Below are 25214 nucleotides of genomic sequence, written 5' to 3'. Positions count from 1 at the left end.
CCCCTCGCAGGTCGTGACGACCAGGAGGCCTCCGTACATGACCGCCAACCGCACTCCGCTCTCCGAGCTCGAACAGGGCATCCCGTTCGAGCAGCGGCACATCGGGCCCGACGCCGAAGCCCGGGCCAAGATGCTCGCGCAGGTCGGCTACGGCTCCCTCGACGAGCTCACCGACGCCGCGGTGCCGGACGTGATCAAGAACGCCGAGGCGCTCGGCCTGCCGTCGGCCCGCACCGAGGCCGAGGTCCTCGCCGAGCTGCGCACCCTCGCCGACCGCAACCAGGTCCTCGCCCCGATGATCGGCCTCGGCTACTACGGCACCTTCACGCCGCCGGTGATCCTCCGGAACGTGATGGAGAACCCCGCCTGGTACACCGCGTACACGCCGTACCAGCCGGAGATCTCGCAGGGCCGCCTGGAGGCGCTGCTCAACTTCCAGACGGTGGTCGCCGACCTGACCGGTCTGCCCACCTCCGGCGCCTCCCTCCTGGACGAGGGAACCGCCGCCGCCGAGGCGATGGCGCTGTCCCGCCGGGTCGGCAAGGTCAAGAACGGCGTCTACCTCATCGACGCCGACACGATGCCGCAGACGATCGCCGTCATCGAGACCCGCGCCGAGCCGACCGGCGTCGAGGTCGTCGTCGCCGACCTCGCCGAGGGCATCCCGGCCGAGATCGCCGAGCGCGGCGTCTTCGGCGTCCTCCTCCAGTACCCCGGTGCCTCCGGCGCCGTGCGTGACCTGAAGGCCGTCGTCGACCAGGCCCACGAGCTCGGCGCCATCGTCACCGTCGCCGCCGACCTGCTCGCGCTCACCCTGCTCACCTCGCCCGGCGAGCTCGGCGCCGACATCGCCGTCGGCACCACCCAGCGCTTCGGCGTGCCCATGGGCTTCGGCGGTCCGCACGCCGGCTACATGGCCGTCCAGGACAAGCACGCCCGCTCGCTGCCCGGCCGCCTCGTCGGCGTCTCGGTCGACGCCGACGGCAACCGCGCCTACCGCCTGGCCCTGCAGACCCGCGAGCAGCACATCCGCCGCGAGAAGGCCACCAGCAACATCTGTACGGCCCAGGTCCTGCTCGCCGTCATGGCCGGCATGTACGCCGTCTACCACGGTCCGGACGGCCTGAAGCAGATCGCGGAGCGCACCCACCGCTACGCCGCGATCCTGGCCCGCGGCCTCCGCGACGGCGGCGTCGAGGTCGTCACCGACACCTTCTTCGACACCGTCACCGCCCGCGTGCCCGGCAAGGCCGACGAGGTCGTGGCCGCCGCCCGCCAGGCCGGCGTCAACCTCCACCGCGCCGACGCCGACCACGTGTCCATGTCCTGCGACGAGACCACCGGCCGCGCCCAGCTCGCCGCCGTCTGGTCCGCCTTCGGCGTCGACGCCGACGTCGCGGCCCTGGACGCCCTCACCGAGGACGCGCTGCCCGCCGGACTGCTCCGTTCCGACGCGTACCTGACCCACCCGGTCTTCCACGCGCACCGCTCCGAGACGTCGATGCTGCGCTACCTGCGCAAGCTCGCCGACCGCGACTACGCCCTCGACCGCGGCATGATCCCGCTCGGCTCCTGCACCATGAAGCTGAACGCGACCACCGAGATGGAGTCGGTGACCTGGCCCGAGTTCGGCCAGATGCACCCCTTCGCGCCGGTCGAGCAGGCGGAGGGCTACCTCACGCTCATCACCGAGCTGGAGGAGCGCCTCGCCGAGGTCACCGGGTACGACAAGGTGTCGATCCAGCCGAACGCCGGGTCGCAGGGCGAGCTGGCCGGCCTGCTGGCCGTCCGCGCCTACCACCGCGCCAACGGCGACCTGCAGCGCACCGTCTGCCTCATCCCGTCCTCCGCGCACGGCACCAACGCCGCCAGCGCCGTGATGGCCGGCATGAAGGTCGTCGTCGTCAAGACCGCCGACGACGGCGAGGTCGACGTCGCGGACCTGCGGGCCAAGATCGCGCAGTACCGCGACGAGCTGTCCGTGCTGATGATCACCTACCCCTCCACCCACGGTGTGTTCGAGGAGCACGTCGCCGACATCTGCGCCGAGGTCCACGACGCCGGCGGTCAGGTGTACGTCGACGGTGCCAACCTCAACGCCCTGGTCGGCCTCGCGAAGCCGGGCCGGTTCGGCGGCGACGTCTCGCACCTGAACCTGCACAAGACCTTCTGCATCCCGCACGGCGGCGGCGGCCCGGGCGTCGGCCCGGTGGGTGTGCGCGCCCACCTCGCCCCGTACCTCCCGAACCACCCGCTGCAGCCCACCGCGGGCCCGGAGACGGGCGTCGGCCCGATCTCGGCCGCTCCGTGGGGCTCGGCCGGCATCCTGCCGATCTCGTGGTCGTACGTCCGCCTGATGGGCGGCGAGGGCCTCAAGCGCGCCACGCAGGTGGCCGTCCTGGCGGCGAACTACATCGCCAAGCGCCTGGAGCCGCACTACCCGGTGCTCTACACCGGCCCGGCCGGTCTGGTCGCCCACGAGTGCATCGTCGACCTGCGTCCGCTCTCCAAGGCGACCGGTGTCAGCGTCGACGACATCGCCAAGCGCCTGATCGACTACGGCTTCCACGCGCCGACGATGTCGTTCCCGGTAGCCGGCACGCTGATGATCGAGCCGACCGAGTCCGAGGACCTCACCGAGCTCGACCGCTTCTGCGACACGATGATCGCCATCCGCGGCGAGATCGAGAAGGTCGCGTCGGGCGCGTGGCCGGCCGACGACAACCCGCTGCACAACGCGCCGCACACCGCGGCCGCGCTGGGCGGCGAGTGGAACCACGCGTACACCCGTGACGAGGCGGTCTTCCCGGCCGGTGTGTCCGCGGCCGACAAGTACTGGCCGCCGGTCCGCCGGATCGACGGGGCCTTCGGCGACCGCAACCTGGTCTGCTCCTGCCCGCCGATGGACGAGTACGACAACTGAGCATGAATGAGGGCCGGTTCGGAGATTCTCTCCGGGCCGGCCCTTTGTCGTGCGGGGCGCCGCCGGACGGGGCGGAGCCGGGGGCCGCGGTCTCGCGCGGCCCTCGCGCGCGGTGGGTGCCGTGCGCGGCGGTGGTGTGTGGGGGATCAGGCGGCCTGAGCCACCTGGCCCGCCGTCAGCGGGCGGTGCGGGGCGATGATCTGCCCGTCGGGCAGCAGCTCACCGGTGTCCTCGAAGAGCAGGACGCCGTTGCACAGCAGGCTCCAGCCCTGCTCGGGGTGGTGCGCCATCAGACGGGCCGCCTCCCGGTCGGCGGAGTGGGCGGTCGGGCAGGCGGGCTGGTGCTGGCACATGGATGGGTTCTTTCGCTGTGTCGTGGTGTGTGTCCTGCGGCTCGACGCGGTGCTCATGGCCGCTCCCCGTGGTCGGTTCGGTTGGTCCAGTCTTCCCCTACGGACGTCGATCCGCAGGGATTTCGCGGCAGCTCTTCCTACTGCATGAAGACGTATCACCCGCCCGGGCGGTTCAAGTCAACTGGGCCATCTCTTCGGGTGGTTCGGTATGGCCCTGGTGGGCTAGTCCGTCCGGGGGGAGGCGTTCGAGGCGTACGTTCGGCGCCTGTGTTCGACGCGCCGGGCGCAGAACAGTGCCCCGCGACGCGGACCGGTCGCGGGGCTCGGGGCTCTCGGAGTGACGGCTCAGGCCGGCGCCGGAGTGCCGAACAGCGGAGGCGGCGCGAGCCGCAGGGTGAGGACCGGCAGCAGGTCGGCGACCCGGTGCGGCAGATGGGCGGCGATCCCCGGCGGTGCGGGCGCGAGCGGGATGAGCAGGTCCGCGGGGTCGGGCGCGGAGGTGCCGTCCGCGGCGGTGTCGCCGTGCAGCCACAGCGTCAGCATGTACAGCTCCGGTACCGACAGCAGGCGCGGCTGGTACGGCGTGGCCAGCGCCTCGGCCTGGAGCAGGGCGCGTTCGGTGGCCGCGACGTAGGGCCCTTCGAAGAAGTGCGAGAAGGTCCAGCCGTCGGGGGTGAGCATGGTGTCCGCCGCGGCGACGGCCCGCTCGGGTCCCCGGATCAGGAAGCGCCAGCCGACGAGCCTGGTGCGCGGTGCGTGCCCCGGCGGGACGACCTGGTCCCGTACGTCGAGGACGTGGACGGGCAGGGGCAGTTCGGGGCTCAGCGGTCCCTGGGCGGACCGGAGGGCGGGCGTTCGCGCCTCGCGGACGGCGGTGGGGGAGCCGAGCGCGGCGAGGACGCTGCGCAGTGCCGGCGCAGGGGCCGGGGAGGGTCGGAGCATGATGGGTCGCCTCTCACTCAGGAGACACGGTGTTGCGTGGGCAGGTACGACGGCGCTGTCGGCTGCCGGGCCGGAGGGGAGTCAGGATCCACGGCCGGGCGCCAACACTCTGCCTCGTTCGCGGAGTTTATACGACACGTGTTCACGCGATGTTTCCGCTAGCCGTCGCCGATATTGCGGACAAGGCTTCATCCGGCCTTATTTCTACCGCGATTCCGAGGATCTATGAAGAGTGCGCGTCGCCTGCCTGCGACGCTGCCCGCACGGCGGACGGCCGGTTCACGACCCTCACTTCCGGGCCCGCATGACTCAGGAATATGTCCATTGTCGAGTGCCTGCGGAATGTGCCCGCCGGATGCCTCTCCCAGCCTACCGTCGAAGAGGGGTGTCGCACAGACGTTATGGATCAGTCGGCCGGGGCATCATCGTCCGTGACGCGCGGCCGTCGCCGGAGCCGCCGGAATCGAGGAGGGACGCTTCCATGGGGGAGAAGGTCGTGGCAGACGGGTTCGGCCTGTCCGATCGGCAGAGGTACCGCAGGAAGCTCCAGCAGTGTCTGGCGGGACTCGCGAGGCTTCTGGCGGAGAAGAGGTTCGACCGGCCGCAGAATCTGATGGGCCTGGAGATCGAACTCAATCTCGCGGGATCGGACGGTATGCCGCGCATGGTCAATGCGGCCGTGCTCGACCGGATCGCGAGTACGGATTTCCAGACGGAACTGGGAATGTTCAACCTGGAAGTGAACATCGCCCCGCACCGGATCGGCGGCCGGGTTTTCGACCGGCTCGCCGAGGAGCTCCGGATCGGCCTGGGATATGCCGATCGCAAAGCCCGGGAAGTCGATGCCGGCGTGGTCATGATCGGAATTCTGCCGACGCTCGCGCAGAGCGATCTCGTCTTCGAGAACCTCTCGGACGTGGACCGCTACACGCTTCTCAACGATCAGATCGTCGCCGCCCGGGGCGAGGACTTCGCCCTCGACATCCAGGGGGTGGAACGGCTGACCTGCACGTCGACCTCGATCGTGCCCGAGGCGGCCTGTACGTCCGTGCAGCTGCATCTGCAGGTCACCCCGGGCCGGTTCTCCTCGGTGTGGAACGCCGCGCAGGCCGTGACCGCGGTCCAGACGGCGGTCGGGGCCAACTCGCCCTTCCTCTTCGGCCGTGAACTGTGGCGGGAGTCCCGCCCTCCGCTGTTCCAGCAGTCCACCGACACCCGGCCGCCGGAGCTCCAGGCACAGGGCGTACGGCCGCGGACCTGGTTCGGCGAGCGCTGGGTGGACTCCGCGTACGACCTGTTCGAGGAGAACCTGCGGTACTTCCCGCCGCTGCTGCCGATCCTCGACGACGAGGATCCGCTGCGGGTGCTGGACGAGGGCGGCGTGCCGCGGCTGCAGGAACTCGTCCTGCACAACGGGACCGTGTACCGCTGGAACAGGCCGGTGTACGGCTGGGTGGACGGCGTTCCGCACCTGCGGGTGGAGAACCGGGTGCTGCCGGCCGGGCCGACCGTCACCGACGTCGTCGCCAACGCCGCCTTCTACTACGGCCTGGTGCGGAGCCTGGCCGAGGAGACCCGCCCGGTCTGGAAGCGGCTGCCGTTCGAGGACGCGGCCGCCAACTTCGACGCGGCCTGCCGGTACGGCATCGAGGCCGAGCTGCGCTGGCCCCGGTCGGGACGCTCGGGCGGCGTGGCGAGCGTCCCTGCCGTCCGGCTCGTCCTGGACGAGCTGCTGCCGATGGCCGCGGCGGGCCTGGACGCCTGGCACATCGAACCGGCGGACCGGGACTTCTACCTGGGCGTGATCGAGGAGCGGTGCCGTCGGCGGGTCAACGGCGCCTCCTGGCAGGCCGACACCTTCCACAAGGCGCTGGAGTCGGGCCTGGACCGCGAAGCCGCCCTGGCGGCGACCACCCGGCGCTACGCCGAGCTGATGCACGAGGGGGAGCCGGTGCACACCTGGCCGGTGGGCATCGACTGAGCCGGACACGCGGCGGGGCGGGGGCGCCGGGCGGCGTCCGGCGCTCCGGGCGCGGATGACCGGCCCCCCGGAATGGCGCGCGCGGCAGGCCGTCCCGCATGATCTCCGTACCCGGAACGCGATGGGGAAGTGGAGACAGGTGTGGTGTCGGATCAACGAGTGGTCGCCGATTCGTTTCCCCCCGAAGGGCTGCCGCGCAAGGTACTGCGGTCCGAGACGGCCATCGTGCTGGCGCTGTCCCTCGGGGCCAGCGGGGTGTCCGCCTGCATCAGCTTCATCGGGTCGCTGACCAAGCCCGGGGGTCTCAAGGAGCAGGCGGCCACGCTCAACGGCTCCTTCGCGCCCGGGCGGCCCTGGCTGGACCTGGCCTGGCAGTTGTTCAGCATCGCCTCGGCGCTCGTGCCGGTCGTCCTCGTCGCGCACCTGCTGATGCGCGAGGGCGCCGGGATGCGGGCGATCGGCTTCGACCGGACCCGGCCGTGGCCCGACCTGCGGCGGGGCGCGCTGGTCGCCGCCGCGATCGGCAGCGCCGGCCTCGCCTTCTACCTCGGGGCGCGGGCGGCCGGGTTCAACCTGACCGTCGTCCCCGAGGCGCTGCCGGACGTGTGGTGGAAGTACCCGGTGCTGATCCTGTCGGCGGTGCAGAACGCGGTGCTGGAGGAGGTCATCGTCGTCGGCTACCTGCTGCGCCGGCTCGGCCAGTTGGGCTGGACGCCGACGGCGGCGCTGATGGCGAGCGCGGTGCTGCGCGGCTCGTACCACCTGTACCAGGGGATCGGCGGCTTCGTCGGGAACATGGTGATGGGCGTCGTCTTCGTGTGGCTGTACCGGCGCTGGGGGCGCGTCGGCCCGCTGGTGGTGGCGCACGCGCTGCTCGACATCGTGGCCTTCGTCGGATACGGCCTGCTGGCGGGGAAGGTGGGCTGGCTGCCCACCGCATAGCCCACGCCCGGGCGGAGGTCCCGTCCGGCCGGTCCTCCGAGGACCGGCCGGCGGCGCGGGCCGCGGGACGGCGAAGGGGCGTACGGCGACGGCCGTGCGCCCCTTCCGTCGTTCGTGAACGCCTCAGGCGTGCAGCTCGCCGTCGACGACCGTGACGGCGTGGCCGGTCAGCAGGGTGCGGTCGCCGCGCAGACGGGTCCGCACGATGCCGGTGCGGGCGCCGCCCTGGAAGCCGGTCAGCTCGTCGCGGCCGAGGCGCGCGGACCAGAACGGGGCGAGTGCGGTGTGCGCGCTGCCGGTGACGGGGTCCTCGTCGATGCCGACGGCGGGGAAGAAGCCGCGCGAGACGAAGTCGTAGCCGCGGTCGGGCTGTTCGGCGGCGGCGGTGGCGATGACGCCGCGCCGGGAGAGCCGGGTCAGGGCCGCGAAGTCCGGCGCCAGGGCCCGTACGGTCGCCTCGTCGCGCAGTTCCACGACGAGGTCGCCGACGTGGGCGGCGGTGTCGTGCACCGAGACGACCTCCGCGCCCAGGGCCTTCTCCAGGCCCTCCGGGGTCGGGACGGCGGTCAGTGCCGAGGTGGGGAAGTCCATCGTGACGGTGCCGTCCTCGCCGGCCGTGGCGCTGAGGATGCCGCAGCGGGCGGCGAAACGGACGGTCCCGGTAGCCCTGCCGGTCGTGTGGAGGACGTGCGCGGTGGCGAGCGTGGCGTGGCCGCACATGTCGACCTCGGTGGTCGGGGTGAACCAGCGCAGCGCCCAGTCGGCCTCGCCGCCGGCGGGCAGCGGGTGCGCGAAGGCGGTCTCGGAGAGGTTGACCTCGGCGGCCACCTTCTGGAGCCAGTGGTCGTCCGGGAAGGAGTCCAGGAGCAGGACCCCGGCGGGGTTGCCGGAGAAGGGACGGTCGGTGAAGGCGTCGACGATTCGAATCCGCATGTCCGGGACGCTACCGGGCCGGCAAAGCCGCAGACCAAGGCCAATCCGGGGTCACTGGCCCGATGTGCCGCCACGGCGACGCTTGGCAAACGAACTGTTCCGATATATCGTTGACGCATCGCGACAGATCAACGATGCATACCCGACGGAAGGAGCGTTGCGATGCGTTCACATGGACACGAACACGGACATGGCTACTGCGGACCCGGCCCTCGCGGTGACTTCGAAGGGCGGCGCGCCGCCTTCGGCCCCTTCGGGCCGGGATTCGGTGGCGGGCCTTTCCGGGGCGGACCGTTCCCCGGCGGCCGCGGTCACGGCGGCGGCGGCCGGGGGAGGGCGCGGCGCGGCGACGTGCGCGCCTCGATCCTGGCGCTGCTCAAGGACCGTCCGATGCACGGCTACGAGATGATCCAGGAGATCGGGGAGCGCAGCGGCGGGGCCTGGAAGCCCAGCCCCGGCTCCGTCTACCCGACGCTCCAGCTCCTCGAGGACGAGGGGCTGATCGTCAGCGCGAGCGAGGGCGGCAAGAAGCTGTTCACGCTCACCGACACCGGCCGCACCGAGGCCGAGTCCGGCCCTGAGGCCCCCTGGGAGGAGGCCGGGCGCGGTGTCGACTGGGAGGCCGTGAACGAGATCCGGCAGGCCGGCTTCGGTCTGATGGAGGCGTTCGGGCAGGTCTGGAAGACCGGCAGTGCCGAGCAGCGGCAGAAGGCCGTCGAGGTGATCAACGAGGCACGCAAGAAGCTGTATCTGATCCTGGCCGACGAGCGCTGAGCGCAGGCGGCCGGACGGGCCCCGCGGCGATCCGCCGCGGGGCCCGTCGTCGTGCCGCGGCCTGCCGGTCCCGGGGCGGCCGCGGTGCGACGGCCGGCGGTCCGGGACGGTGGCGTCAGGTCACCAGGCCGGCGAACTTGCGCAGCGACTCGTTCAGCGCCGCCGTCGCCGAGTCCTTGAGCTTGGTCGCCATCAGCGAGACCGCGGCACCGGTGAACTCCCCGTCGATCCGCAGGGTGGTGGCCTCCCCGTCCGGCGCGAGCGAGTAGCGCGTGCCGACGTTGACCCCCATCGGGCCCTTGCCCCTGATGGCCAGGACGCGGACGGACTCCAGCTCCTCCACGGTCCAGGTCACCTCTGCCGGGAAGCCCATCAGCTTCATGTTCTCCGCGAAGGTGGCGCCCGTCTCCAGGGTGGCGGGGCCGCCGTTCGGGAAGCTGGTGTGGGTGGCGTTCCACTCCCCGTACGAGGTGAAGTCGGTCAGCTGCGCCCAGACCCTGTCGGCCGGTGCCTCGATCCGTGCCTCCGCGCTGACTTCGGCCATACGACCACCCCTTCACACGTTCACGCGTCCGCGTGTCCTCATGGGCCTTCGGTGTCGACGGAACGTAGCCGCACGGTCGCGAACATTCAATACTGATGAACCGTCAGGTCTTCGGCTTCCCCGATCCACCAGATCCGCGCCGCGTCGAAACAGTCCGAGGCCCGCGGGCCCCGGCCCTCGTCGTGACAGTGGAACGCGGCCCAGAAGAGGTCGGCCGGCAGCGCGGTCCGTGGCGCGTACACGCGGTAGACGTACTGCCGCCCGTCGAGAGCGAGGAGGGCGACCATCCAGAACATGCCGGGAAGACGAGGCGGGAGGGGCCCGTGGTTGCGTGCGGGGCGCGGCGCAAGGCGGCGCGCGCCCCCGAGGCCGGATCCGCGCGATCTCATCCCCAAGGAGGAGGAACCGCGCACCTGTGCCCGACTCCGGTGGGATGCGGACATGCTTCTCACCGGTGACGCCGTGGCCGCCGTGACCTGATGAGGTGGGAGGGTGCAAAGTCCCGTCCCTCACGTGCCCCGGCAGCCCGCGACCTGGCAGCCCGCGGCAGGCCAGCCCGCTGCCCGTTACGTCGCGGCCCGGCGCGCGGAGATCGAGGCCAGGCTGACCCCCACGCTCGCGACCGTGGTCATGGGGGCCCGCCGCAGGGCGCTGCGCGACGGCGACCGCCAGATCGACACCGCCCACCTGCTGCACTCCCTCATCGAGTCCGACCCCGACGTCGGCACCGCCTTCGAGGGCGGTGGCCGGCCCGCCCGGGTGCTCGGCTATCTCGTCCAGCGGTCGATCGGGTACGGGCTGCGCTGGCAGGGCACCGTCGAAGAGGTCGGTGCCGAGTCCGTCCCGGGGGCCGAGGTCGTCCTGGCGGGCCGGCCGGCGGCCGCCCCGTCCGGCTGGTCGCCCGCCGCTGTCGCGGCGCTCGACGCCGCACGGGAGCGGGCGGCGCGACGCGGCGAGGCGCGCCCCAGGGGTCTCGACCTGCTCGCCGCGATCGCCGCCGACGCCGACTGCCGGGCGGCCGAGGTGCTCCGTCGGGCGGGTGTCGACGCCGCCGCGCTGGCGGCCCGGATCGGGGAGCCGTCTCAACAGGTGTAACGGGGGTTACGCACCTGACGCCGTCCTGTCATGATGGCCCGATGCACGCGTCTCAGGGGAGAAGCGCCGGCCTGGGACTCGCCCTGGCCTCGGCCTTCGCATTCGGTGGTTCAGGTGTGGCGGCGAAGCCGCTCATCGAGGCGGGACTCGACCCGCTCCATGTGGTGTGGCTCAGGGTGGCCGGCGCCGCCCTCCTCATGCTGCCGGTGGCCTGGCGCCACCGCGACCTCGTGCGCCGCAAGCCGGCGCTGCTCGCAGGCTTCGGCCTGCTCGCCGTCGCGGGGGTCCAGGCGTGCTACTTCGCCGCGATCTCCCGGATCCCCGTCGGGGTCGCCCTCCTCATCGAGTACCTCGCCCCGGCCCTCGTCCTCGGCTGGGTGCGCTTCGTCCAGCGCCGCCCGGTCACGCGCGCCGCCGCGCTCGGCGTCGTCCTCGCCGTCGGCGGACTCGCCTGCGTCGTGCAGGTCTGGTCGGGCCTCGGCTTCGACCTGCTCGGCCTCGTCCTGGCGCTGGCCGCGGCCTGCTGCCAGGTCGGCTACTTCGTCCTCTCCGACCACGGCGGCGACGAGTCCGACGCCGCCGATCCCATGGGCGTCATCGCGTACGGGCTGCTCGTCGGCGCCGTCGTGCTCACCGTCGTGGCCCGCCCGTGGGGCATGGACTGGTCGGTCCTCGCCGGCGGCGCCGACATGAACGGCGACCACCTGCCCGCCTGGCTGCTGCTGGCCTGGATCGTCCTCGTCGCGACCGTCCTCGCCTACGTCACCGGGGTCGTCTCGGTGCGCAGGCTCTCGCCCGCGGTCGCCGGTGTCGTCGCCTGCCTGGAAGCGGTCGTCGCGACCGTCCTGGCCTGGGTGCTGCTCGGCGAGCACCTGGCGGCCCCGCAGATCATCGGCGGGGCGATCGTCCTGGTCGGGGCGTTCATCGCCCAGTCCTCGACGCCCAAGGCGCCGATGCCCGGACCGGTGGCGGGCTCGGACCCCGTCCCGCAGGACGCCCTCACGTCCGCCGACAGGTCCTGAGGGCTGCCCCGCCATCCACGGTGGGCCGGCGCGACGCGCCGGACGCGGTCCGCGCACCCGCGGCGGCGTCGGCTCGCCCGCGTCTCCGGCACGCGGCCGGGCGCTTCCGGACCTCCCGCCCCGCCGTCGGCCAGGCCGCCGGCACCGCCGTCCCCCGGCGCGGGTCCGGTCCGGACCTCCCGCCGCCGGCGCGCCTCGCCCCCGGCGCGGGCCCTCATTCCGTGGCGGGACGGCGTCCCAGCTGGTGGGCCCGGGCGGCCTCGTCGCCCGGTCCGCGGCGCGCCGCGAGGCCCTCGGCGATCCGGTCCTGGACCGGTACCGGCTTGTGGTGGGCGTACTTGAACTTCGCGCGCACGTCGGTGACGTCCAGGCGCAGCACCCGCAGGCCCGGCAGGAGCCGCTGGAAGGGCCCCTCGTCCGGCGCGACCCGCGCCGTGCCGCCCTCGGGCTGGAAGTGGGCGACCTGCCGGTTCAGCAGCTCCGCCTTCTCGGCCGGGTCGTCGACGACGTGCGCCGTGCAGCGCAGCTGGACGGCGGCGTAGAACGAGGTCGGCGTTCCGTGCGCGGCCGGGGCGCCCTCGGGTGCCGCCCAGGTGCCGGGGACGAACACGTAGTCGTCGACCACGCTCAGCAGCACGGTCGGGTCGGCGTCCAGGGCCGCCCACAGGGGGTTCGGCCGGGCGAGGTGGGCGAGCACCCGGCCGTACGGGCCGGGTTCGGCGTCGTACCGGAAGTGCATCGGCTGGACCCACGGCGGTTCGCCGGTCAGTCCGTTGACGGCGAGCTGCCCGAAGGTGTGGCGGGCCAGCCAGTCCCGCCACTCGTCGGAGTCCGGTACGGCGTCCCAGGGGTGGATGAGCACGGCGCCGCCCTCAGCCGGCGGGAAGGTAACCGGGCAGGGCCACGGCCGGGTCGAGGTCGTCGGCCGGGATCGGCGTGCCGTACGTCCTGGCGACGGGAACCACCCCGGTCCAGTGCGGCAGCGTCAGGTCCTCGGGTTCGTCGTTCGGGCCGCCCGTGCGGAGCTTGGCGGAGACCTCGTCGAGGTCGAGCCGCAGGACGGCGGTGGCCGCGAGCTCCTTGGCGTTGGCCGGGCGGGAGTCGCGGGAGCGCCCCGGGACGACGTGGTCCACCAGGGCGTCGAGCGCGATCCGCAGCTCCTCGGGGTCGGTCACCTGGTGAGCCGTGCCGTGGACCACGACCGAGCGGTAGTTGATCGAGTGGTGGAAGGCGGACCGGGCCAGGACCAGGCCGTCGACGTGCGTCACGGTCAGGCAGACGGGCAGTCCCGGGGCCTCGGTGCCGCTGCCCGCCATGCGCAGCGGCCGCGACCCGGTGGAGCCGTGCACGTAGAGGCGGTCGCCGATCCGCCCGTAGAGGGTCGGCAGGACCACGGGGGCGCCGTCACGCACGAAGCCGAGGTGGCAGACGTAGGACTCGTCGAGTATCGCGTGCACGAGCGCCCGGTCGTAGGAGGCGCGGTGGCGGGACCGGGTGGGCACGGTCCGCTCAGTCGGCGCGTAGGAATCCGTCATTGCGTTCTCCATTGCACTAGTGCATAATCTCGTTTGTGCTAGGAGAGTATCGGATCGAGGGGCGTCGTGCATCGGAGATCGCCGCGAGCGTGGAGCGCGGGGTCGGCACGGGCGAGCTGGAGCCGGGCGGACTGCTGCCGCCCATGCGGGAGTTGGCGGTCACGCTCGGGGTGAACCCGAACACCGTCGCGGCCGCGTATCGGACCCTGCGCGAGCGGGGCGTCATCGAGACGGACGGGCGGCGCGGCAGCCGGGTGCGGGCCAAGCCGGCCACCACGACGCGCGGGTCGATCCGGGTGGAGGCCCCGGCCGGGGTGCGGGACGTGAGCCAGGGCAATCCCGACGCGGCCCTGCTGCCGCCCCTGGGCGAGGCGCTCGCCGCGGCGGCCCGGCGGGAGGCCGAGCGGCCCCGGATGTACGGGGAGGCCGCCGTGGACGCGGACTTCGCCCGGCTCGCCCGTGCCGCGATGGACGCGGACGGCGTCCCCGACGGGCCGGTCGGCGTCGCCTCCGGCTCCCTCGACGCGATCGAGCGGGTGCTCGCCGTCCACCTCAGGCCCGGCGACGCGGTCGCGGTGGAGGATCCGGGCTGGGGGAGCCTGCTCGACCTCGTACCGGCGCTCGGCCTGCGGCCCGTCCCGGTCGCGGTCGACGACGACGGGCCGCGGCCGGAGGCGGTCGCCCGGGCGCTGCGGGAGGGCGCGCGGGCCTTGATCGTGACCGACCGCGCGCAGAACCCGACCGGCGCGGCCATCGGCGCGGAGCGCGCGGCCGCGCTGCGCCGGGTGCTCGGCGACCACCCGGACGTCCTGCTCGTCGAGGACGACCACGGGCACGGGTTCGTCGGACTCCCGCTGCATCCGCTGGCGGGGGCGACGCACCACTGGGCGATGGTCCGGTCGGTCGCCAAGGCGTACGGCCCCGACCTGCGCATCGCCGCCTTCACCGGCGACCCGCTGACCGTCGACCGGGTGCGCGGGAGGCAGCGGCTCGGGCCGGGCTGGGTCAGCCGGCTGCTCCAGCGCGCCGTCGTGCACCTGTGGACGACGGGAGCGGTGGACACGCCGGCCGTGGCACGCGCTTACGGGGAGCGGCGCGACGGACTCGTGCGGGCCCTGGAGCGACGCGGGATCGAGGCGCACGGACGCAGCGGCATGAACGTCTGGGTACCGGTCTCCGACGAGACCGGGGCGGTCACGCGCCTGCTCGCGGCCGGCTGGGCGGTGGCCCCGGGGGCCCGGTTCCGGATGGACGCCGCACCGGCCGTCCGGCTCACCGTCTCGGGGCTGGCCCCGGCCGAGATCGACCGGCTGGCCGACGCGGTCGCCGCCGCGGCGGGCCCGGCGCCCGCGCGCAGCTACGGCTGAGCGGCGGGCGCCGACGGGGTGCGGCGAGGGCGGGCCGCGGAGCGCCCGCCCTCGCAGTCGCCCGCCGCGGCCGGTCCCTCCGACCGACCCGTGGTGACGACTACCTCGCCGGTGTCTCGCTCGGCGCGCAGGCGGCGAGTACGGGCTCCGGCGCGGCCGGGGGTGCGGCGACGGCCGGGGGTGCGGCGGCCGCCGGCACCGCTTCCGGCTCTCCGGCCGTTCGGTCCCGCTTCCGGCCCGAGGCCCGGGTCTGGGTGAGGGCCGCGCCCGCCAGCACGATCACCGCGCCGACCGGAGTGTTCCAGGTGAGCTGCTCGTCCAGCAGGGCGACGCCCGCCGCCGTGGCGATGACCGGGATGAAGTACGTGACCATCGCCGCCGTCGTGGGCCCCACCTCGTCGACCACGCCGTACTGGAGCAGCATCGCGTACCCCGTGCCCAGCGCGCCGAGGGCGATCACGGCCAGCAGGGGCAGCAGCTCGACGGAGGTCGGCAGCGAGGTGAACAACGGGGTCACCACGGCCAGCTGCAGGGTGCCGAGCGCCACCTGGGAGCCGGCGAGGGACAGGTGGGAGACGCCGGTGCCGGCCAGGGTCCGGCGGACGTAGATCCAGCCCACCGCGTAGCTGGCGGAGGCGAGCAGGGCCAGCGCGGTGCCCGTGACGTCGAGGCCGGAGAAGCCCTGCCAGGCGCCGAGGACGGTCAGTACGCCGACGAAGCCGATGCCCAGTCCCGCGGCCCGCACCCGGGTCGGGCGGTCCTCGGAGAGGGCGACCATCGACAGGACCATCCCCCACAGCGGGGTCGTGGCGTTGCAGATGCCCGCGAGCGTCGAGGGGATCGTCAGCTCCGCGTAGGCGAAGAGCGAGAACGGCAGCGCGTTGAGCAGGAACGCGGCGACCGCGAGATGGCCCCAGGTGCGGGCGCCGCGCGGCAGGCGCTCGCGCTTGACGGCGATGGCGACGGCGAGCACGACCGTGCCGAAGAGGAGCCGGCCGAAGGTCACCTGGAAGGGCGCGAAGCCCTCGGTGCCGACCTTGATGAACAGGAAGCTGAAGCCCCAGATCAGGGCCAGGACGCCGAAGCGGACGCGCCAGTTCAGCATGCGTGGGCGGCGGGCCGCGCGTGGGGTGCGGAGGAGGGGCCGGGGCGGGGTGGCGGAGCTCATGCTCCTCAGGGTGACTCCTCGGATCTCTTAGAACAAGCGAGAATTCCTGGAGCCGTCGCCGTAGTATCGCTTACATGTTGAATCTGGAGCGCCTGCGCACCCTGGACGCCGTCGCGCGGCACGGTTCGGTGAGCGGCGCGGCCGACGGGCTGCACGTGACCACCTCCGCCGTCTCGCAGCAGCTGTCGAAGCTGGAGCGGGAGATCGGCCAGCAGCTGCTCGCCAAGAACGGCCGGGGCGTGCGCCTGACCGACGCCGGCCTGCTGCTCGCGGAGCACGCGGCGCGGATCCTCTCGCAGGTGGAGCTCGCCCAGGCGGACATCGAGGCGCAGCGCGGACAGGTGGTGGGCGAGGTCCGGATCGCGGCCTTCCCCACGGCCGCGCGCGGCCTCTTCCCCCGGGCGCTCGGGGCCTTGCGCCTCGCCCACCCGGAACTGCGCGTGAGGACCTCCGAACTGGAGCCCGAGCGGGGCATCAGGGAGGTGCTGCGGGGCGACGCCGACCTCGCGATCGTCCTGGACTGGAGCAACAAGCGGGCACCGGTGCCCGGCGGCCTGGAGCGCGTCCACCTCCTCGACGACGCCGCGGACGTCGCGATGCCCGCGGCGCATCCGCTGGCGGGCCGCGAGGTGGTGGACCTGGAGGACTTCGGCGACGACGACTGGGTGTCCTGGCCGGAGGGGGAGTTCTGCCACGACTGGCTGATGTTCACCCTGCGCTCGCAGGGCATCGAACCGCGTATCGCCCACCTCGCGGGGGAGCACCACACCCAGCTGGCCCTGATCGCCGCCGGGTTCGGCGTCTGCGTCACCCCGCGGCTCGGCCGCGGCCCGGCCCCGGAGGGCATCGCGTTCGTGCCGGTACGGCAGAAGATGAAGCGGCACATCTACGCGACCTGGCGCACCGACGCCGGCCGGCGCCCGTCCATCCGGGCCGCCGTCGAGGCGCTGCGGGCGGCGGGGACACCGCTGAACAGCTGACGACGCGCTCGGTACGTCCAGGAGGCGTCCTGCCGATCCCGCCGGGCTCCCGGCCTGATCGACAGGACACCCCAGGGACGCCGGAGCCGCCCCGGCCGTCCCCGGCGCGGGCGCCCCGGACGGTGCCGCCCGGTCGGGCGTGGGTCGGCGCCCCGGGGGACGGCCTTCCGGTCGCTCAGAGGCCGGCCAGCTTGCGGAAGTCCCACGAGGCGACCGCGTCCGGCGTCAGCTTCAGCCAGGCGTGCCGGCCGTCGTGCGGCATCGTGTCCAGTCCGAAGTTCTTGGCCGCGAAGAGCCTTTCCGGCACGTCGAGTTCGGCACACGGCTCACCCGTGCGCGGGGCCTCCCCGACGAAGACCGCGGTGCCCGACAGCTCGGCGCCGCGCAGCTCGCCGTACTCCTCCCCGTCGTCCACGACCACGGCGATCCGCGGATCGGCCCGCAGGTCGGCCCAGCGCCGGCTGCGGGTGATCGAGTACAGCCAGAGCGAGGTGCCGTCCCAGACGTACCAGAGCGCGCCGACGTGCGGGCGCCCGTCCGCGGAGACGGTCGCGACCCGGCAGGTCCGCTGTTCGGTGAGGAAGGTGTCGAGCTCGGCCGGGGTCATCATGATCCTGCGTCCGCGGCGCTGCGTGACGGTCATCGTCCCGCCCCTCGTAGAGTTCTGATGGAGTGTCAGAAATCATGGAGGCTCTTCCCTCCGCGGGCAAGGGTGGTTACCCTCGCCCGCCCGGAGTGCGCAGAAGGGGAGGACCATGACCGGCAACGCCCAGTGGGAACGGCTCCAGGAGCAACTCGACCCCGCCACCACGGTACTGCTCACCGTCGAATGCCAGGAAGGGGTCGTCGGCCGGGCCGGCGCGCTGCCCGAACTCGCCGCCGCGGCCCGCGCGTCGGGCGCCCTGAGCCGGGTGGCCCGACTGGTCGGGGCGGCGCACGAGGCCGACGTGCAGGTGATGCACGCCGTCGCCGAACGGCGGCCGGACGGACGCGGGTCCAACGGCAACGCCCGGCTGTTCCGGGCCGCCGCCCGCCTGCCCGTGCAGCAGCACAGCGGCAGCACGGCCGTCCGGATCGCCGAGCCCATCGAGGTCGCCGACCAGGACCTCGTCGTCCGCCGGCTGCACGGGCTCTCGCCCCTCGCCGGCACCGACGTCGACCCGCTGCTGCGCAACCTCGGCTGCCGGACCCTGGTCGTCACCGGGGTCTCGGCCAACGTCGCCATCCCCAACGCCGTGTTCGACGCGGTCAACCTCGGCTACACCGTGGTCGTGCCCGGCGACGCCATCGCGGGGGTGCCGGCCGACTACACCCCCGCGATGATCCGTCACACGCTCGCGCTCGTCTCCACCATCACCACCACCGAGGAGGTGCTGCGCTGCTGGAAGAGCCCTCGTCGCGTCAGCCGTGCGTGATCGAGTCCCCTTCGACCTTGATCGGCGCCGGCGGCAGCGGGCTGGGGGCGGGGCCGCCCTTGACGCTGCCGTCCGAGGCGTCGAAGAGGCTCTGGTGACAGGGGCAGCTGATGACCCCGTCGCTCACGCCGCTGACGGCGCAGCCCTGATGGGTGCACTTCGAGGAGAAGGCCTTGAACTCGCCGGCCGTCGGCTGGGTGATCACCACGCCCTGGTCGGCGAACACCTTGCCGCCGCCCACCGGGATGTCCGCGGCCGTGATCTTCTCGACGGTGTCCTTGCAGGCCGCCTCGTCGAGGTCGAGTACGGCGACGGCGCGACCCTCCGCGGCCAACCGCACCGCGGTCGCCGCCGTCCCGCCCGAGCCGCCCGCCTTGTCGTCCGTGCCACCGCCGCAGGCGGCGAGCACCGCCACCACGCCCATGCCCCCCGCTGCCGAGACGACTGTCCGGCGTGCCACTGCGCTCATACCGTTCCCCTTGCGTTCCGTCCGCATCGACCTGATCACTGTGTCAGCAGAAGGTACGCGGGCGGGAGCGGGAACGTTCATGCCCCTCGGAAGAAACCGGCGTCCGCCCCGGGCCCGGCCGGACGCGCCGGCCCGCCCGGCGGTCCGCGCACTCTCCGATCAAGAGGCGAGGTCTCCCGATAGCCTGGGGAAATGCTTACAGAAGTGACGGCGACCCGCTATGTCACGCCCCTGCGTGAGGGCGGCTCGCTCCCGGGCATCGTCGAGGCCGACGATCTCGGTACGTACGTCATGAAGTTCACGGGCGCCGGGCAGGGGCGCAAGACCCTCGTCGCCGAGGTCGTCTGCGGGCAGCTCGCCCGCCGCCTCGGCCTGCGCGTACCCGAACTGGTCTCCATCCAGCTCGACCCGGTCATCGGGCTGTCCGAACCGGACCAGGAGGTGCAGGAGCTGCTCAAGGCGAGCGGCGGCCTCAACCTGGGGATGGACTACCTGCCCGGCTCCCTCGGCTTCGACCCGCTGGCCTACGAGGTGGACCCCCGGGAGGCGGGCAAGGTCGTCTGGTTCGACGCGGTGATCAACAACGTCGACCGCTCGTGGCGGAACCCCAACATGCTGGTCTGGCACGGTGACCTGTGGCTGATCGACCACGGCGCCACCATGATCTGGCACCACAACTGGCCGGGTGCCCAGGCCTCCGCGGCCAAGCCGTACGACGCCTCGGACCACGCCCTCGCGCCCTTCGGGCCGGACGTCGCCGCCGCCGCGGCCGAACTCGCTCCCCTGGTCACCGAGGAGCTGCTCACCGAGGTCGCCGCCGACGTGCCCGACGAGTGGCTGGTCGACGAGCCCGGTTTCGACAGCACCGACGCGCTGCGGCGCGCCTACGTGGAGGCGCTGCTCCCGCGTGCCGCCACGATCCACGAGCGGATCACCCTCGGCCCGCGCGTGGAGCGCCGGGCCTCGCAGGCCCCCGGCTGGCTGACCGACCATCTCACCGACTGGCCGCACCCCACCAAGAAGGACCGCACCGGCACGAGCGAGGGCGACGGACAGTGAGCAAGCGTGATGTCTTCGAGTACGCGCTGCTGCGCGTGGTGCCGCGCGTCGAGCGCGGCGAGTTCTTCAACGCGGGCGTGGTGGTCTACTGCCGTGCCCGCTCCTTCGTGGCCGCCCGCACCCATCTGGACGAGACCAAGCTGAAGGCGCTCGACGCGGGCGCGGACGTGATCGGCGTCCGGGCCGCGCTGCACGCGGTCGAGGGGGTCTGCCGGGGTGGCGACGACGCGGGCCAGGCCGCCCGCGACGACGCGGGGCGGCGCTTCCGCTGGCTGATCGCGCCCCGCTCGACGGTCGTCCAGCCCGGTCCGGTGCACACGGGCCTGACCGAGGATCCCGCGGGCGAGGTCGAACGACTCCTCGATCTGCTGGTGCGCTGACCCCCGCGAAGGAGGGGCGTCCCCCGGGAAGGCGTCCTGCCGATCGGTCCGGATCGGCACGACGCGGCCCCGGTCCGGCCGTGTCGCGCCCCGGCGCGCGGCGGAGAGTGATCGGGTGCACCCGGTGGGCCGTTGACACCGGGTGCCAGGGCTTCTAGCGTCTCGTCCACAGAAGGTACTAAGCGGTCGCTCATGTGCGGGACGTACCGGGTCGGCCGCATCCAGTCATGATCCAAGGGCGAGGAGAACCAGCATGTCCACCACCGAGCAGCGCGTGGCCGTCGTGACCGGCGGGGCGCGCGGCATTGGCGCCGCGACCGCGGTGCGGTTGGCCGCGGAGGGTCGCGCCGTCGCCGTACTCGACCTCGACGAGGCGGCCTGCAAGGACACCGTCGAGAAGATCACGGCCGCGGGCGGCACCGCCCTCGCGGTCGGCTGCGACGTCTCCGACAGCGCCCAGGTGGAGGCGGCCGTCGCGCGCGTCGCCGCCGAGCTCGGCGCCCCGACGATCCTCGTCAACAACGCGGGTGTGCTCCGCGACAACCTGCTCTTCAAGATGAGCGAGTCCGACTGGGACATCGTCATGAACGTCCACCTCAAGGGTGCGTTCCTGATGGCCAAGGCGTGCCAGAAGCACATGGTGGACGCGGGCTTCGGCCGGATCGTCTCGCTGTCGTCCTCCTCGGCGCTCGGCAACCGCGGCCAGGCCAACTACTCCGCGGTCAAGGCCGGCCTGCAGGGTCTGACCAAGACCCTCGCCAAGGAGCTCGGCAAGTTCGGCGTCACCGCCAACGCCGTCGCCCCCGGCTTCATCGTCACCGAGATGACCGCGCAGACCGCCGAGCGCGTCGGCATGGGCTTCGAGGAGTTCCAGGCGGCCGCCGCATCCATGATCCCGGTCCAGCGTGTCGGCTACCCCGAGGACATCGCGAACGCCATCGCCTTCTTCACGGGCGACGACGCCGGCTTCGTCTCCGGCCAGGTCATGTACGTGGCCGGCGGCCCGCTCAACTGACGCCCGAGCGGAAAAGGAGACGAGCATGAGCGGCAAGGAGCTGCCGGAGCTGTCCGGCAAGGTAGCGCTGGTCACCGGCGCCAGCCGGGGCATCGGCTACGGCGTCGCCGAGGCGCTGGTCGCCCGCGGCGACCGCGTCTGCATCACCGGGCGGGGCGAGGAGGCGCTGAAGGAGGCCGTCGAGCGCCTCGGTGCCGACCGGGTCATCGCGGTGCCCGGCAAGGCCCACGACGAGGCCCACCAGGCCGCCGCGGTCGCGGCGACGATGGAGGCGTTCGGCCGGATCGACTTCCTGGTCAACAACGCCGGCACGAATCCGGTCTTCGGGCCGATCGCCGATCTCGACCTCGGCGTCGCCCGCAAGGTCTACGAGACCAATGTGATCTCGGCCCTCGGATTCGCGCAGCAGGCCTGGCACGCCTGGCAGAAGAACCACGGCGGCGCGATCGTGAACATCGCCTCGATCGCCGGACTCGCCCCGTCGCCGTTCATCGGCGCGTACGGGATGAGCAAGGCGGCCATGGTCAATCTCACCCTCCAGCTGGCGCACGAATTCGCGCCCATCGTCCGGGTCAACGCGATCGCGCCGGCCGTCGTGAAGACCAAGTTCGCCGAGGCGCTCTACGAGGGCCGCGAGGCGGAGGCGGCGGCCGCCTACCCGCTCGGCCGGCTCGGCGTGCCGGAGGACATCGGCGGCGCCGCCGCCTTCCTCACGTCCGACCAGTCGGACTGGATCACCGGCCAGACTCTGGTGGTCGACGGAGGGATTTTCCTCAACGCCGGTGTCGAGTGACCGATAACCGGACACTTTCCTGAATTCCTGACCGGATTGGCCCCGGTTGTTCGCTGAATGCCTCAAGTGCCCCGCCCGGCTCAAACATTGACCTGGCGGGGCGCTGCGGTATGGTCGGCCGACCCATGGCTGAACGAGGAGCGTGCACGTGTTCAACCGGACCAGTCTGCAGGCCGCTGCAGCCCTTGCGTCCATATCCCTGGTGTCCGGATGCAGCCTGATTTCGGGCGATGAACCCGCCGGGGAACAGAGAATCGTCATCGGTACGACGAGTTCTCCCACCACCCTCGATCCAGCCGCCGCGTGGGATAATTCCTGGGAGCTTTTCCGGAATGTCTTCCAGACGCTGGTGAGCTTCCCGACGGGTAGTACGACGCCACAGCCCGACGCCGCCGACTGCAAATTCAAGGACACGTCCAGCCAGGTCTACGAATGCACCCTCCATGAGGGGCTGAAGTTCTCCAACGGACACAATCTGGACGCCAAGGCGGTCCAGTACTCCATCGAGCGCATCCGGACGATCGACTTCGAGGGCGGCCCCAACGGCCTGCTCGGCTCGCTCGAGGAGATCGAGACCGTCGACGACCGCACCGTCGTCTTCAAGCTGAACAAGCCGGACGCGACCTTCCCCTTCGTCCTCGCCACGCCCGCCATGTCGCTGGTCGACCCGGCCGAGTACTCCGCCGACAAGATCCGCGAGGACGGCAAGCTGGTCGGCTCCGGCCCCTACGTCCTCGACGAGTACGAGGACGGCAGCAAGGCTGAGCTGACGAAGAACCCCAGCTACAAGGGATTCGCCGAACGCAAGAACGGCGGCGTCACCATCCGGTACTTCAAGGAGTCCGAGGCGATGGTCGGCGCGCTGAAGAAGAAGGAGATCGACGCCACCTACCGAGGTCTGACCTCGGAGGAGGTCATCGCCCTCCAGGACGACAAGCCGGAGAACGAGGGGCTGCAGCTCGTCGAGTCCCCCGGCTCGGACATCCGCTACCTCGTCTTCAACACGAAGGACGCGGCCGTCGCCAAGGCGCCCGTCCGCAAGGCCATCGCCCAGATCGTCGACCGCAACGCGCTCGTGTCCAAGGTCTACCAGGGCACGGCCGAGCCGCTGTACTCGATGATCCCCAAGGGCATCGTCGGTCACACCACCGAGTTCCTCGACCGCTTCGGCGAGCCGAGCGTCGACAAGGCCCGCTCCATCCTGCGGAGCGCCGGGATCACCCAGCCCGTCCAGCTGACCTTCTGGTTCACCACCGACCGCTACGGCTCCGGCACCGCCCTGGAGTTCGCCGAGCTCAAGCGGCAGCTGGAGGAGTCCGGTCTCTTCAAGGTCGCCCTGCGCGGCAAGCCCTGGAAGGAACTCCAGGCGGGCTTCAAGACCGGCAAGTACCCGGTGTTCGGCCGAGGCTGGTCTCCCGACTTCCCGGACCCGGACAACTTCATCGCTCCCTTCGTCGGCAAGAACAACGTGCTCCAGACGCCGTACGAGAGCCCGCGGATCACGCAGGAGCTGCTCCCGAAGTCCCGGCGCGAGAGCAACCGCGGCGCGGTCATGGACGAGTTCGAGTCGGCCGAGGAGATCATGGCCCAGGACGTCCGGCTGCTGCCGCTGTGGCAGGGCAAGCTGTACATCGCGGCCAGCGAGGACGTCGGCGGCGCCGAGCGCGCCCTCGACCCGCAGACGGTCATGCAGCTGTGGGAGCTGAGCCGCAGGACCAGCTGGTAGGAGACAGCCCCGTGAGTACGGACGGCCGGCCCGGACATCCGGGCCGGCCGTCCGTCCTTCCGCCGGGACGCCCGGGAGAGGGCGTTGTCAGTGGCCCCCGGTAGGTTCTTCTCTCGTAGAAGTGCTGTCCTACCGGAGGTTGTTGACGTGACCGACACCGACATGCTGCCCGAGTCCTGGAGCGGCGTCCTCGGCGATGAGCTGGAGAAGCCGTACTTCAGGCAGCTCACCGAGTTCGTCGAGAAGGAGCGGGCCGGCGGGCCGGTCTACCCGCCGCGCGACGAGGTGTTCGCGGCGCTCGCGGCGACCCCGTACGACAAGGTGAAGGTCCTGGTCCTCGGACAGGACCCCTACCACGGCGAGGGGCAGGGCCACGGCCTCTGCTTCTCCGTCCGGCCCGGCGTGAAGACCCCGCCGTCCCTGCGGAACATCTACAAGGAGATGCAGGCCGAGCTCGGCCACCCGATCCCGGACAACGGCTACCTCATGCCGTGGGCCGAGCAGGGTGTCCTGCTGCTCAACGCGGTCCTCACGGTCCGCGCCGGTGAGGCCAACTCGCACAAGGGCCAGGGCTGGGAGAAGTTCACCGACGCGGTGATCTCCGCCGTCGCGTCCCGGCCCGACCCCGCCGTCTTCGTGCTGTGGGGCGCCTACGCGCAGAAGAAGCTCCCGCTGATCGACGAGGAGCGTCACGTCGTGGTGAAGGGCGCCCACCCCTCGCCGCTGTCGGCGAAGAAGTTCTTCGGCTCCCGCCCCTTCACCCAGATCGACGAGGCCATCGCGGCGCAGGGCCACGAGCCGATCGACTGGCGCATCCCGAACCTGGGCTGACGCACCGCCGCTGCCGCCGCCGGGCGGGACCCGCTGCCGGTGCCCGGCCGCCCGGCGGTCCGGCCCGCGGCCCGCCCGGCTGAGCCCGCCCGGCTGACAGGCCCGGCGGTGCCGCCCGAGCCTGTGCCGCATCGGCGGCGGCTGCGGCTAGCGTCGGTGCGACCCGACGGACAGCAGGTGGAGGCCGCAGTGACCGAGCAGCAGCAGATGTCGGACGACGGCGTCCTGACCAGGATCGGACAGGCGACGATGCTGCTCCACGGCGGTGACCGGGAAGAGGCGCGGAACCGCCTCGGCGAGCTGTGGGACCAGCTGGGCCCGGACGGCGACCCGCTGCACCGCTGCACGCTCGCCCACTACCTGGCGGACGCCCAGGACGACCCGGACGCGGAGCTGGCCTGGGACCTGCGGGCCCTGCTCGCGGCCGAGGGACCGGGGGGCGAGGGGCCCGCCCGGGGCTACGCCTCGGTCGCCCTGCGGGCCCTCCACCCCTCGCTCCACCTCAACCTGGCCGCCGACTACCTGAAGGTGCGGCGCCCCGACGCGGCCCGCGACCACCTGGACCGGGCGCGCGCGGCCTCGCACGCCCTGGACGACGACGAGTACGGCGACGGGGTCCGCGCCGCGATCGAGCGCCTGGAGGTACGGCTCCGGTCCCTGTGAGCGCGGCCCGGGGCCTCGCCGTCCGGGGCCGGTCCACCGACCGGCCGCCTCAGCGCCGGTACGTCCCCCGGCAGATCTTCGCCTGGGCGCTGTCGGGCCGCCAGCCGCCGTACCGCTCGCCCAGGTCGCAGACGTCGCCCCCGTGGCGGGGCGGCTTCGGCAGCGGGTGCTCCACGGCGGGGCGGTCGCGGTGCCTGTGCTGCTCGGGCGCCGCCGAGGCGCGTCCCCTGCCGGGGTGTGCGGCCGGGCCTCCGGCGTTCCGTGGATGTTCCCGCCCCTCCTGTGCGGGGCCGGGGACGGGCGG

26 protein-coding genes and 1 pseudogene are annotated in these 25214 nt (G+C 72.6%); 16 read left to right on the top strand and 11 right to left on the bottom strand.

Annotation, left to right across the window (positions count from 1 at the left end; translation table 11 throughout):
- Window positions 1-37: 37 nt before the first annotated feature.
- Window positions 38-2923 (top strand): aminomethyl-transferring glycine dehydrogenase, encoded by a 2886-nt coding sequence (gene gcvP, locus EAO71_RS07540; protein ID WP_147977011.1) that lies wholly within the window; start codon window positions 38-40, stop codon window positions 2921-2923.
- A 146-nt stretch (window positions 2924-3069) separates the two neighbouring features.
- On the opposite strand, the gene EAO71_RS07535 is transcribed toward gcvP, so the two are convergent.
- Window positions 3070-3276, bottom strand: coding sequence for a DUF5999 family protein (locus EAO71_RS07535; protein ID WP_147977010.1), 207 nt, complete (start codon window positions 3274-3276; stop codon window positions 3070-3072).
- A gap of 345 nt (window positions 3277-3621) precedes the next feature.
- Complete coding sequence (locus EAO71_RS07530) at window positions 3622-4218, bottom strand: hypothetical protein (protein WP_147977009.1); 597 nt, start codon at window positions 4216-4218, stop codon at window positions 3622-3624.
- Window positions 4219-4699: 481 nt separating this feature from the next.
- Between EAO71_RS07530 and EAO71_RS07525 the strand changes: the two genes are divergently transcribed.
- Window positions 4700-6199: a glutamate-cysteine ligase family protein gene (locus tag EAO71_RS07525; RefSeq protein WP_147977008.1), complete on the top strand. Its 1500-nt coding sequence runs from the start codon at window positions 4700-4702 to the stop codon at window positions 6197-6199.
- Between the two features lie 144 nt (window positions 6200-6343).
- Window positions 6344-7141 (top strand): CPBP family intramembrane glutamic endopeptidase, encoded by a 798-nt coding sequence (locus tag EAO71_RS07520; protein WP_261992052.1) that lies wholly within the window; start codon window positions 6344-6346, stop codon window positions 7139-7141.
- Window positions 7142-7264: 123 nt separating this feature from the next.
- Here EAO71_RS07520 and EAO71_RS07515 read toward each other — a convergent pair whose 3' ends face one another.
- Window positions 7265-8074, bottom strand: a complete 810-nt coding sequence (locus tag EAO71_RS07515) for a PhzF family phenazine biosynthesis protein (protein ID WP_147977006.1) — start codon at window positions 8072-8074, stop codon at window positions 7265-7267.
- Window positions 8075-8236: 162 nt separating this feature from the next.
- Between EAO71_RS07515 and EAO71_RS07510 the strand changes: the two genes are divergently transcribed.
- Window positions 8237-8848, top strand: a complete 612-nt coding sequence (locus EAO71_RS07510) for a PadR family transcriptional regulator (protein ID WP_147977005.1) — start codon at window positions 8237-8239, stop codon at window positions 8846-8848.
- Window positions 8849-8963: 115 nt separating this feature from the next.
- Here the strand turns inward: EAO71_RS07510 and EAO71_RS07505 are convergent, their stop codons facing one another.
- Both EAO71_RS07505 and EAO71_RS07500 read right to left on the bottom strand, forming a co-directional pair.
- Window positions 8964-9392, bottom strand: coding sequence for a type II toxin-antitoxin system Rv0910 family toxin (locus EAO71_RS07505; protein WP_147977004.1), 429 nt, complete (start codon window positions 9390-9392; stop codon window positions 8964-8966).
- An 86-nt stretch (window positions 9393-9478) separates the two neighbouring features.
- A complete protein-coding gene (locus EAO71_RS07500) occupies window positions 9479-9688 on the bottom strand; it encodes a hypothetical protein (RefSeq protein ID WP_147977003.1) in 210 nt (69 codons plus the stop codon).
- Window positions 9689-9884: 196 nt separating this feature from the next.
- Between EAO71_RS07500 and EAO71_RS07495 the strand changes: the two genes are divergently transcribed.
- Both EAO71_RS07495 and EAO71_RS07490 read left to right on the top strand, forming a co-directional pair.
- Complete coding sequence (locus EAO71_RS07495; protein ID WP_399755832.1) at window positions 9885-10487, top strand: Clp protease N-terminal domain-containing protein; 603 nt, start codon at window positions 9885-9887, stop codon at window positions 10485-10487.
- A gap of 41 nt (window positions 10488-10528) precedes the next feature.
- Complete coding sequence (locus EAO71_RS07490; RefSeq protein ID WP_147977002.1) at window positions 10529-11509, top strand: EamA family transporter; 981 nt, start codon at window positions 10529-10531, stop codon at window positions 11507-11509.
- A gap of 214 nt (window positions 11510-11723) precedes the next feature.
- Here the strand turns inward: EAO71_RS07490 and EAO71_RS07485 are convergent, their stop codons facing one another.
- On the bottom strand, window positions 11724-12371 hold the full coding sequence (locus EAO71_RS07485) for an FMN-binding negative transcriptional regulator (RefSeq protein ID WP_147977001.1): 648 nt from the start codon (window positions 12369-12371) through the stop codon (window positions 11724-11726).
- A gap of 10 nt (window positions 12372-12381) precedes the next feature.
- Complete coding sequence (locus EAO71_RS07480) at window positions 12382-13044, bottom strand: pyridoxamine 5'-phosphate oxidase family protein (protein ID WP_147977000.1); 663 nt, start codon at window positions 13042-13044, stop codon at window positions 12382-12384.
- A gap of 35 nt (window positions 13045-13079) precedes the next feature.
- Here EAO71_RS07480 and EAO71_RS07475 point away from each other — a divergent pair, with 35 nt between their 5' ends.
- Complete coding sequence (locus EAO71_RS07475; protein ID WP_147976999.1) at window positions 13080-14411, top strand: aminotransferase class I/II-fold pyridoxal phosphate-dependent enzyme; 1332 nt, start codon at window positions 13080-13082, stop codon at window positions 14409-14411.
- Between the two features lie 100 nt (window positions 14412-14511).
- Here the strand turns inward: EAO71_RS07475 and EAO71_RS07470 are convergent, their stop codons facing one another.
- Window positions 14512-15579, bottom strand: a complete 1068-nt coding sequence (locus EAO71_RS07470; RefSeq protein WP_187282594.1) for a DMT family transporter — start codon at window positions 15577-15579, stop codon at window positions 14512-14514.
- 74 nt (window positions 15580-15653) lie between these two features.
- On the opposite strand from EAO71_RS07470, the gene EAO71_RS07465 reads away from it, so the two are divergent.
- Window positions 15654-16559: a LysR family transcriptional regulator gene (locus EAO71_RS07465; RefSeq protein WP_147976997.1), complete on the top strand. Its 906-nt coding sequence runs from the start codon at window positions 15654-15656 to the stop codon at window positions 16557-16559.
- Window positions 16560-16734: 175 nt separating this feature from the next.
- On the opposite strand, the gene EAO71_RS07460 is transcribed toward EAO71_RS07465, so the two are convergent.
- Window positions 16735-17202 carry a pyridoxamine 5'-phosphate oxidase family protein gene (locus EAO71_RS07460; RefSeq protein WP_147976996.1) on the bottom strand — a complete coding sequence of 156 codons (468 nt, stop codon included), beginning with the start codon at window positions 17200-17202 and terminating at the stop codon, window positions 16735-16737.
- 112 nt (window positions 17203-17314) lie between these two features.
- Here EAO71_RS07460 and EAO71_RS07455 point away from each other — a divergent pair, with 112 nt between their 5' ends.
- Window positions 17315-17974, top strand: coding sequence for a cysteine hydrolase family protein (locus EAO71_RS07455; protein ID WP_147976995.1), 660 nt, complete (start codon window positions 17315-17317; stop codon window positions 17972-17974).
- Here the strand turns inward: EAO71_RS07455 and EAO71_RS07450 are convergent.
- Window positions 17961-18443 carry a Rieske (2Fe-2S) protein gene (locus tag EAO71_RS07450; protein WP_147976994.1) on the bottom strand — a complete coding sequence of 161 codons (483 nt, stop codon included), beginning with the start codon at window positions 18441-18443 and terminating at the stop codon, window positions 17961-17963. The genes EAO71_RS07455 and EAO71_RS07450 overlap by 14 nt on opposite strands.
- A 192-nt stretch (window positions 18444-18635) precedes the next feature.
- Between EAO71_RS07450 and EAO71_RS07445 the strand changes: the two genes are divergently transcribed.
- The 7 genes from EAO71_RS07445 (at window position 18636) to EAO71_RS07415 (ending at window position 24910) form a co-directional block, all read left to right on the top strand.
- Window positions 18636-19502, top strand: a complete 867-nt coding sequence (locus EAO71_RS07445; RefSeq protein WP_187282593.1) for a HipA family kinase — start codon at window positions 18636-18638, stop codon at window positions 19500-19502.
- Window positions 19499-19882: a DUF3037 domain-containing protein gene (locus tag EAO71_RS07440; RefSeq protein ID WP_147976993.1), complete on the top strand. Its 384-nt coding sequence runs from the start codon at window positions 19499-19501 to the stop codon at window positions 19880-19882. The genes EAO71_RS07445 and EAO71_RS07440 overlap by 4 nt, the downstream gene beginning before the upstream one ends.
- 253 nt (window positions 19883-20135) lie before the next feature.
- A complete protein-coding gene (gene fabG, locus EAO71_RS07435) occupies window positions 20136-20897 on the top strand; it encodes a 3-oxoacyl-ACP reductase FabG (protein WP_147976992.1) in 762 nt (253 codons plus the stop codon).
- A gap of 25 nt (window positions 20898-20922) precedes the next feature.
- Complete coding sequence (locus EAO71_RS07430; RefSeq protein ID WP_147976991.1) at window positions 20923-21690, top strand: SDR family oxidoreductase; 768 nt, start codon at window positions 20923-20925, stop codon at window positions 21688-21690.
- A 148-nt stretch (window positions 21691-21838) separates the two neighbouring features.
- Window positions 21839-23416 carry an ABC transporter substrate-binding protein gene (locus EAO71_RS07425; RefSeq protein WP_147976990.1) on the top strand — a complete coding sequence of 526 codons (1578 nt, stop codon included), beginning with the start codon at window positions 21839-21841 and terminating at the stop codon, window positions 23414-23416.
- Between the two features lie 147 nt (window positions 23417-23563).
- A complete protein-coding gene (ung, locus tag EAO71_RS07420; RefSeq protein WP_147976989.1) occupies window positions 23564-24247 on the top strand; it encodes a uracil-DNA glycosylase in 684 nt (227 codons plus the stop codon).
- 189 nt (window positions 24248-24436) lie between these two features.
- A complete protein-coding gene (locus EAO71_RS07415; RefSeq protein ID WP_147976988.1) occupies window positions 24437-24910 on the top strand; it encodes a hypothetical protein in 474 nt (157 codons plus the stop codon).
- A 49-nt stretch (window positions 24911-24959) separates the two neighbouring features.
- On the opposite strand, the pseudogene EAO71_RS38185 reads toward EAO71_RS07415, so the two are convergent.
- Window positions 24960-25214: pseudogene (locus EAO71_RS38185) on the bottom strand (hypothetical protein); the annotation flags it as partial.

The organism is Streptomyces sp. MS191, assembly GCF_008042125.1.
Lineage (GTDB): Bacteria > Actinomycetota > Actinomycetes > Streptomycetales > Streptomycetaceae > Streptomyces.
Note: the sequence above shows the minus strand (reverse complement) of the source record. Positions and strands in the feature narration are given on the sequence as shown.

What these genes read in the sequence shown, in the direction of transcription:
- EAO71_RS07450 (WP_147976994.1), bottom strand. Translation starts at nt 18,443, where the DNA reads ATGAGCGCAGTGGCACGCCGGACAGTCGTCTCGGCAGCGGGGGGCATG.
- gcvP (WP_147977011.1), top strand. Translation starts at nt 38, where the DNA reads ATGACCGCCAACCGCACTCCGCTCTCCGAGCTCGAACAGGGCATCCCG.
- EAO71_RS07465 (WP_147976997.1), top strand. Translation starts at nt 15,654, where the DNA reads ATGTTGAATCTGGAGCGCCTGCGCACCCTGGACGCCGTCGCGCGGCAC.
- fabG (WP_147976992.1), top strand. Translation starts at nt 20,136, where the DNA reads ATGTCCACCACCGAGCAGCGCGTGGCCGTCGTGACCGGCGGGGCGCGC.
- EAO71_RS07515 (WP_147977006.1), bottom strand. Translation starts at nt 8,074, where the DNA reads ATGCGGATTCGAATCGTCGACGCCTTCACCGACCGTCCCTTCTCCGGC.
- EAO71_RS07430 (WP_147976991.1), top strand. Translation starts at nt 20,923, where the DNA reads ATGAGCGGCAAGGAGCTGCCGGAGCTGTCCGGCAAGGTAGCGCTGGTC.
- EAO71_RS07480 (WP_147977000.1), bottom strand. Translation starts at nt 13,044, where the DNA reads ATGACGGATTCCTACGCGCCGACTGAGCGGACCGTGCCCACCCGGTCC.
- EAO71_RS07445 (WP_187282593.1), top strand. Translation starts at nt 18,636, where the DNA reads ATGCTTACAGAAGTGACGGCGACCCGCTATGTCACGCCCCTGCGTGAG.
- EAO71_RS07535 (WP_147977010.1), bottom strand. Translation starts at nt 3,276, where the DNA reads ATGTGCCAGCACCAGCCCGCCTGCCCGACCGCCCACTCCGCCGACCGG.
- EAO71_RS07455 (WP_147976995.1), top strand. Translation starts at nt 17,315, where the DNA reads ATGACCGGCAACGCCCAGTGGGAACGGCTCCAGGAGCAACTCGACCCC.
- EAO71_RS07460 (WP_147976996.1), bottom strand. Translation starts at nt 17,202, where the DNA reads ATGACCGTCACGCAGCGCCGCGGACGCAGGATCATGATGACCCCGGCC.
- EAO71_RS07490 (WP_147977002.1), top strand. Translation starts at nt 10,529, where the DNA reads ATGCACGCGTCTCAGGGGAGAAGCGCCGGCCTGGGACTCGCCCTGGCC.
- EAO71_RS07530 (WP_147977009.1), bottom strand. Translation starts at nt 4,218, where the DNA reads ATGCTCCGACCCTCCCCGGCCCCTGCGCCGGCACTGCGCAGCGTCCTC.
- EAO71_RS07510 (WP_147977005.1), top strand. Translation starts at nt 8,237, where the DNA reads ATGCGTTCACATGGACACGAACACGGACATGGCTACTGCGGACCCGGC.
- EAO71_RS07505 (WP_147977004.1), bottom strand. Translation starts at nt 9,392, where the DNA reads ATGGCCGAAGTCAGCGCGGAGGCACGGATCGAGGCACCGGCCGACAGG.
- EAO71_RS07470 (WP_187282594.1), bottom strand. Translation starts at nt 15,579, where the DNA reads ATGAGCTCCGCCACCCCGCCCCGGCCCCTCCTCCGCACCCCACGCGCG.
- EAO71_RS07525 (WP_147977008.1), top strand. Translation starts at nt 4,700, where the DNA reads ATGGGGGAGAAGGTCGTGGCAGACGGGTTCGGCCTGTCCGATCGGCAG.
- EAO71_RS07500 (WP_147977003.1), bottom strand. Translation starts at nt 9,688, where the DNA reads ATGTTCTGGATGGTCGCCCTCCTCGCTCTCGACGGGCGGCAGTACGTC.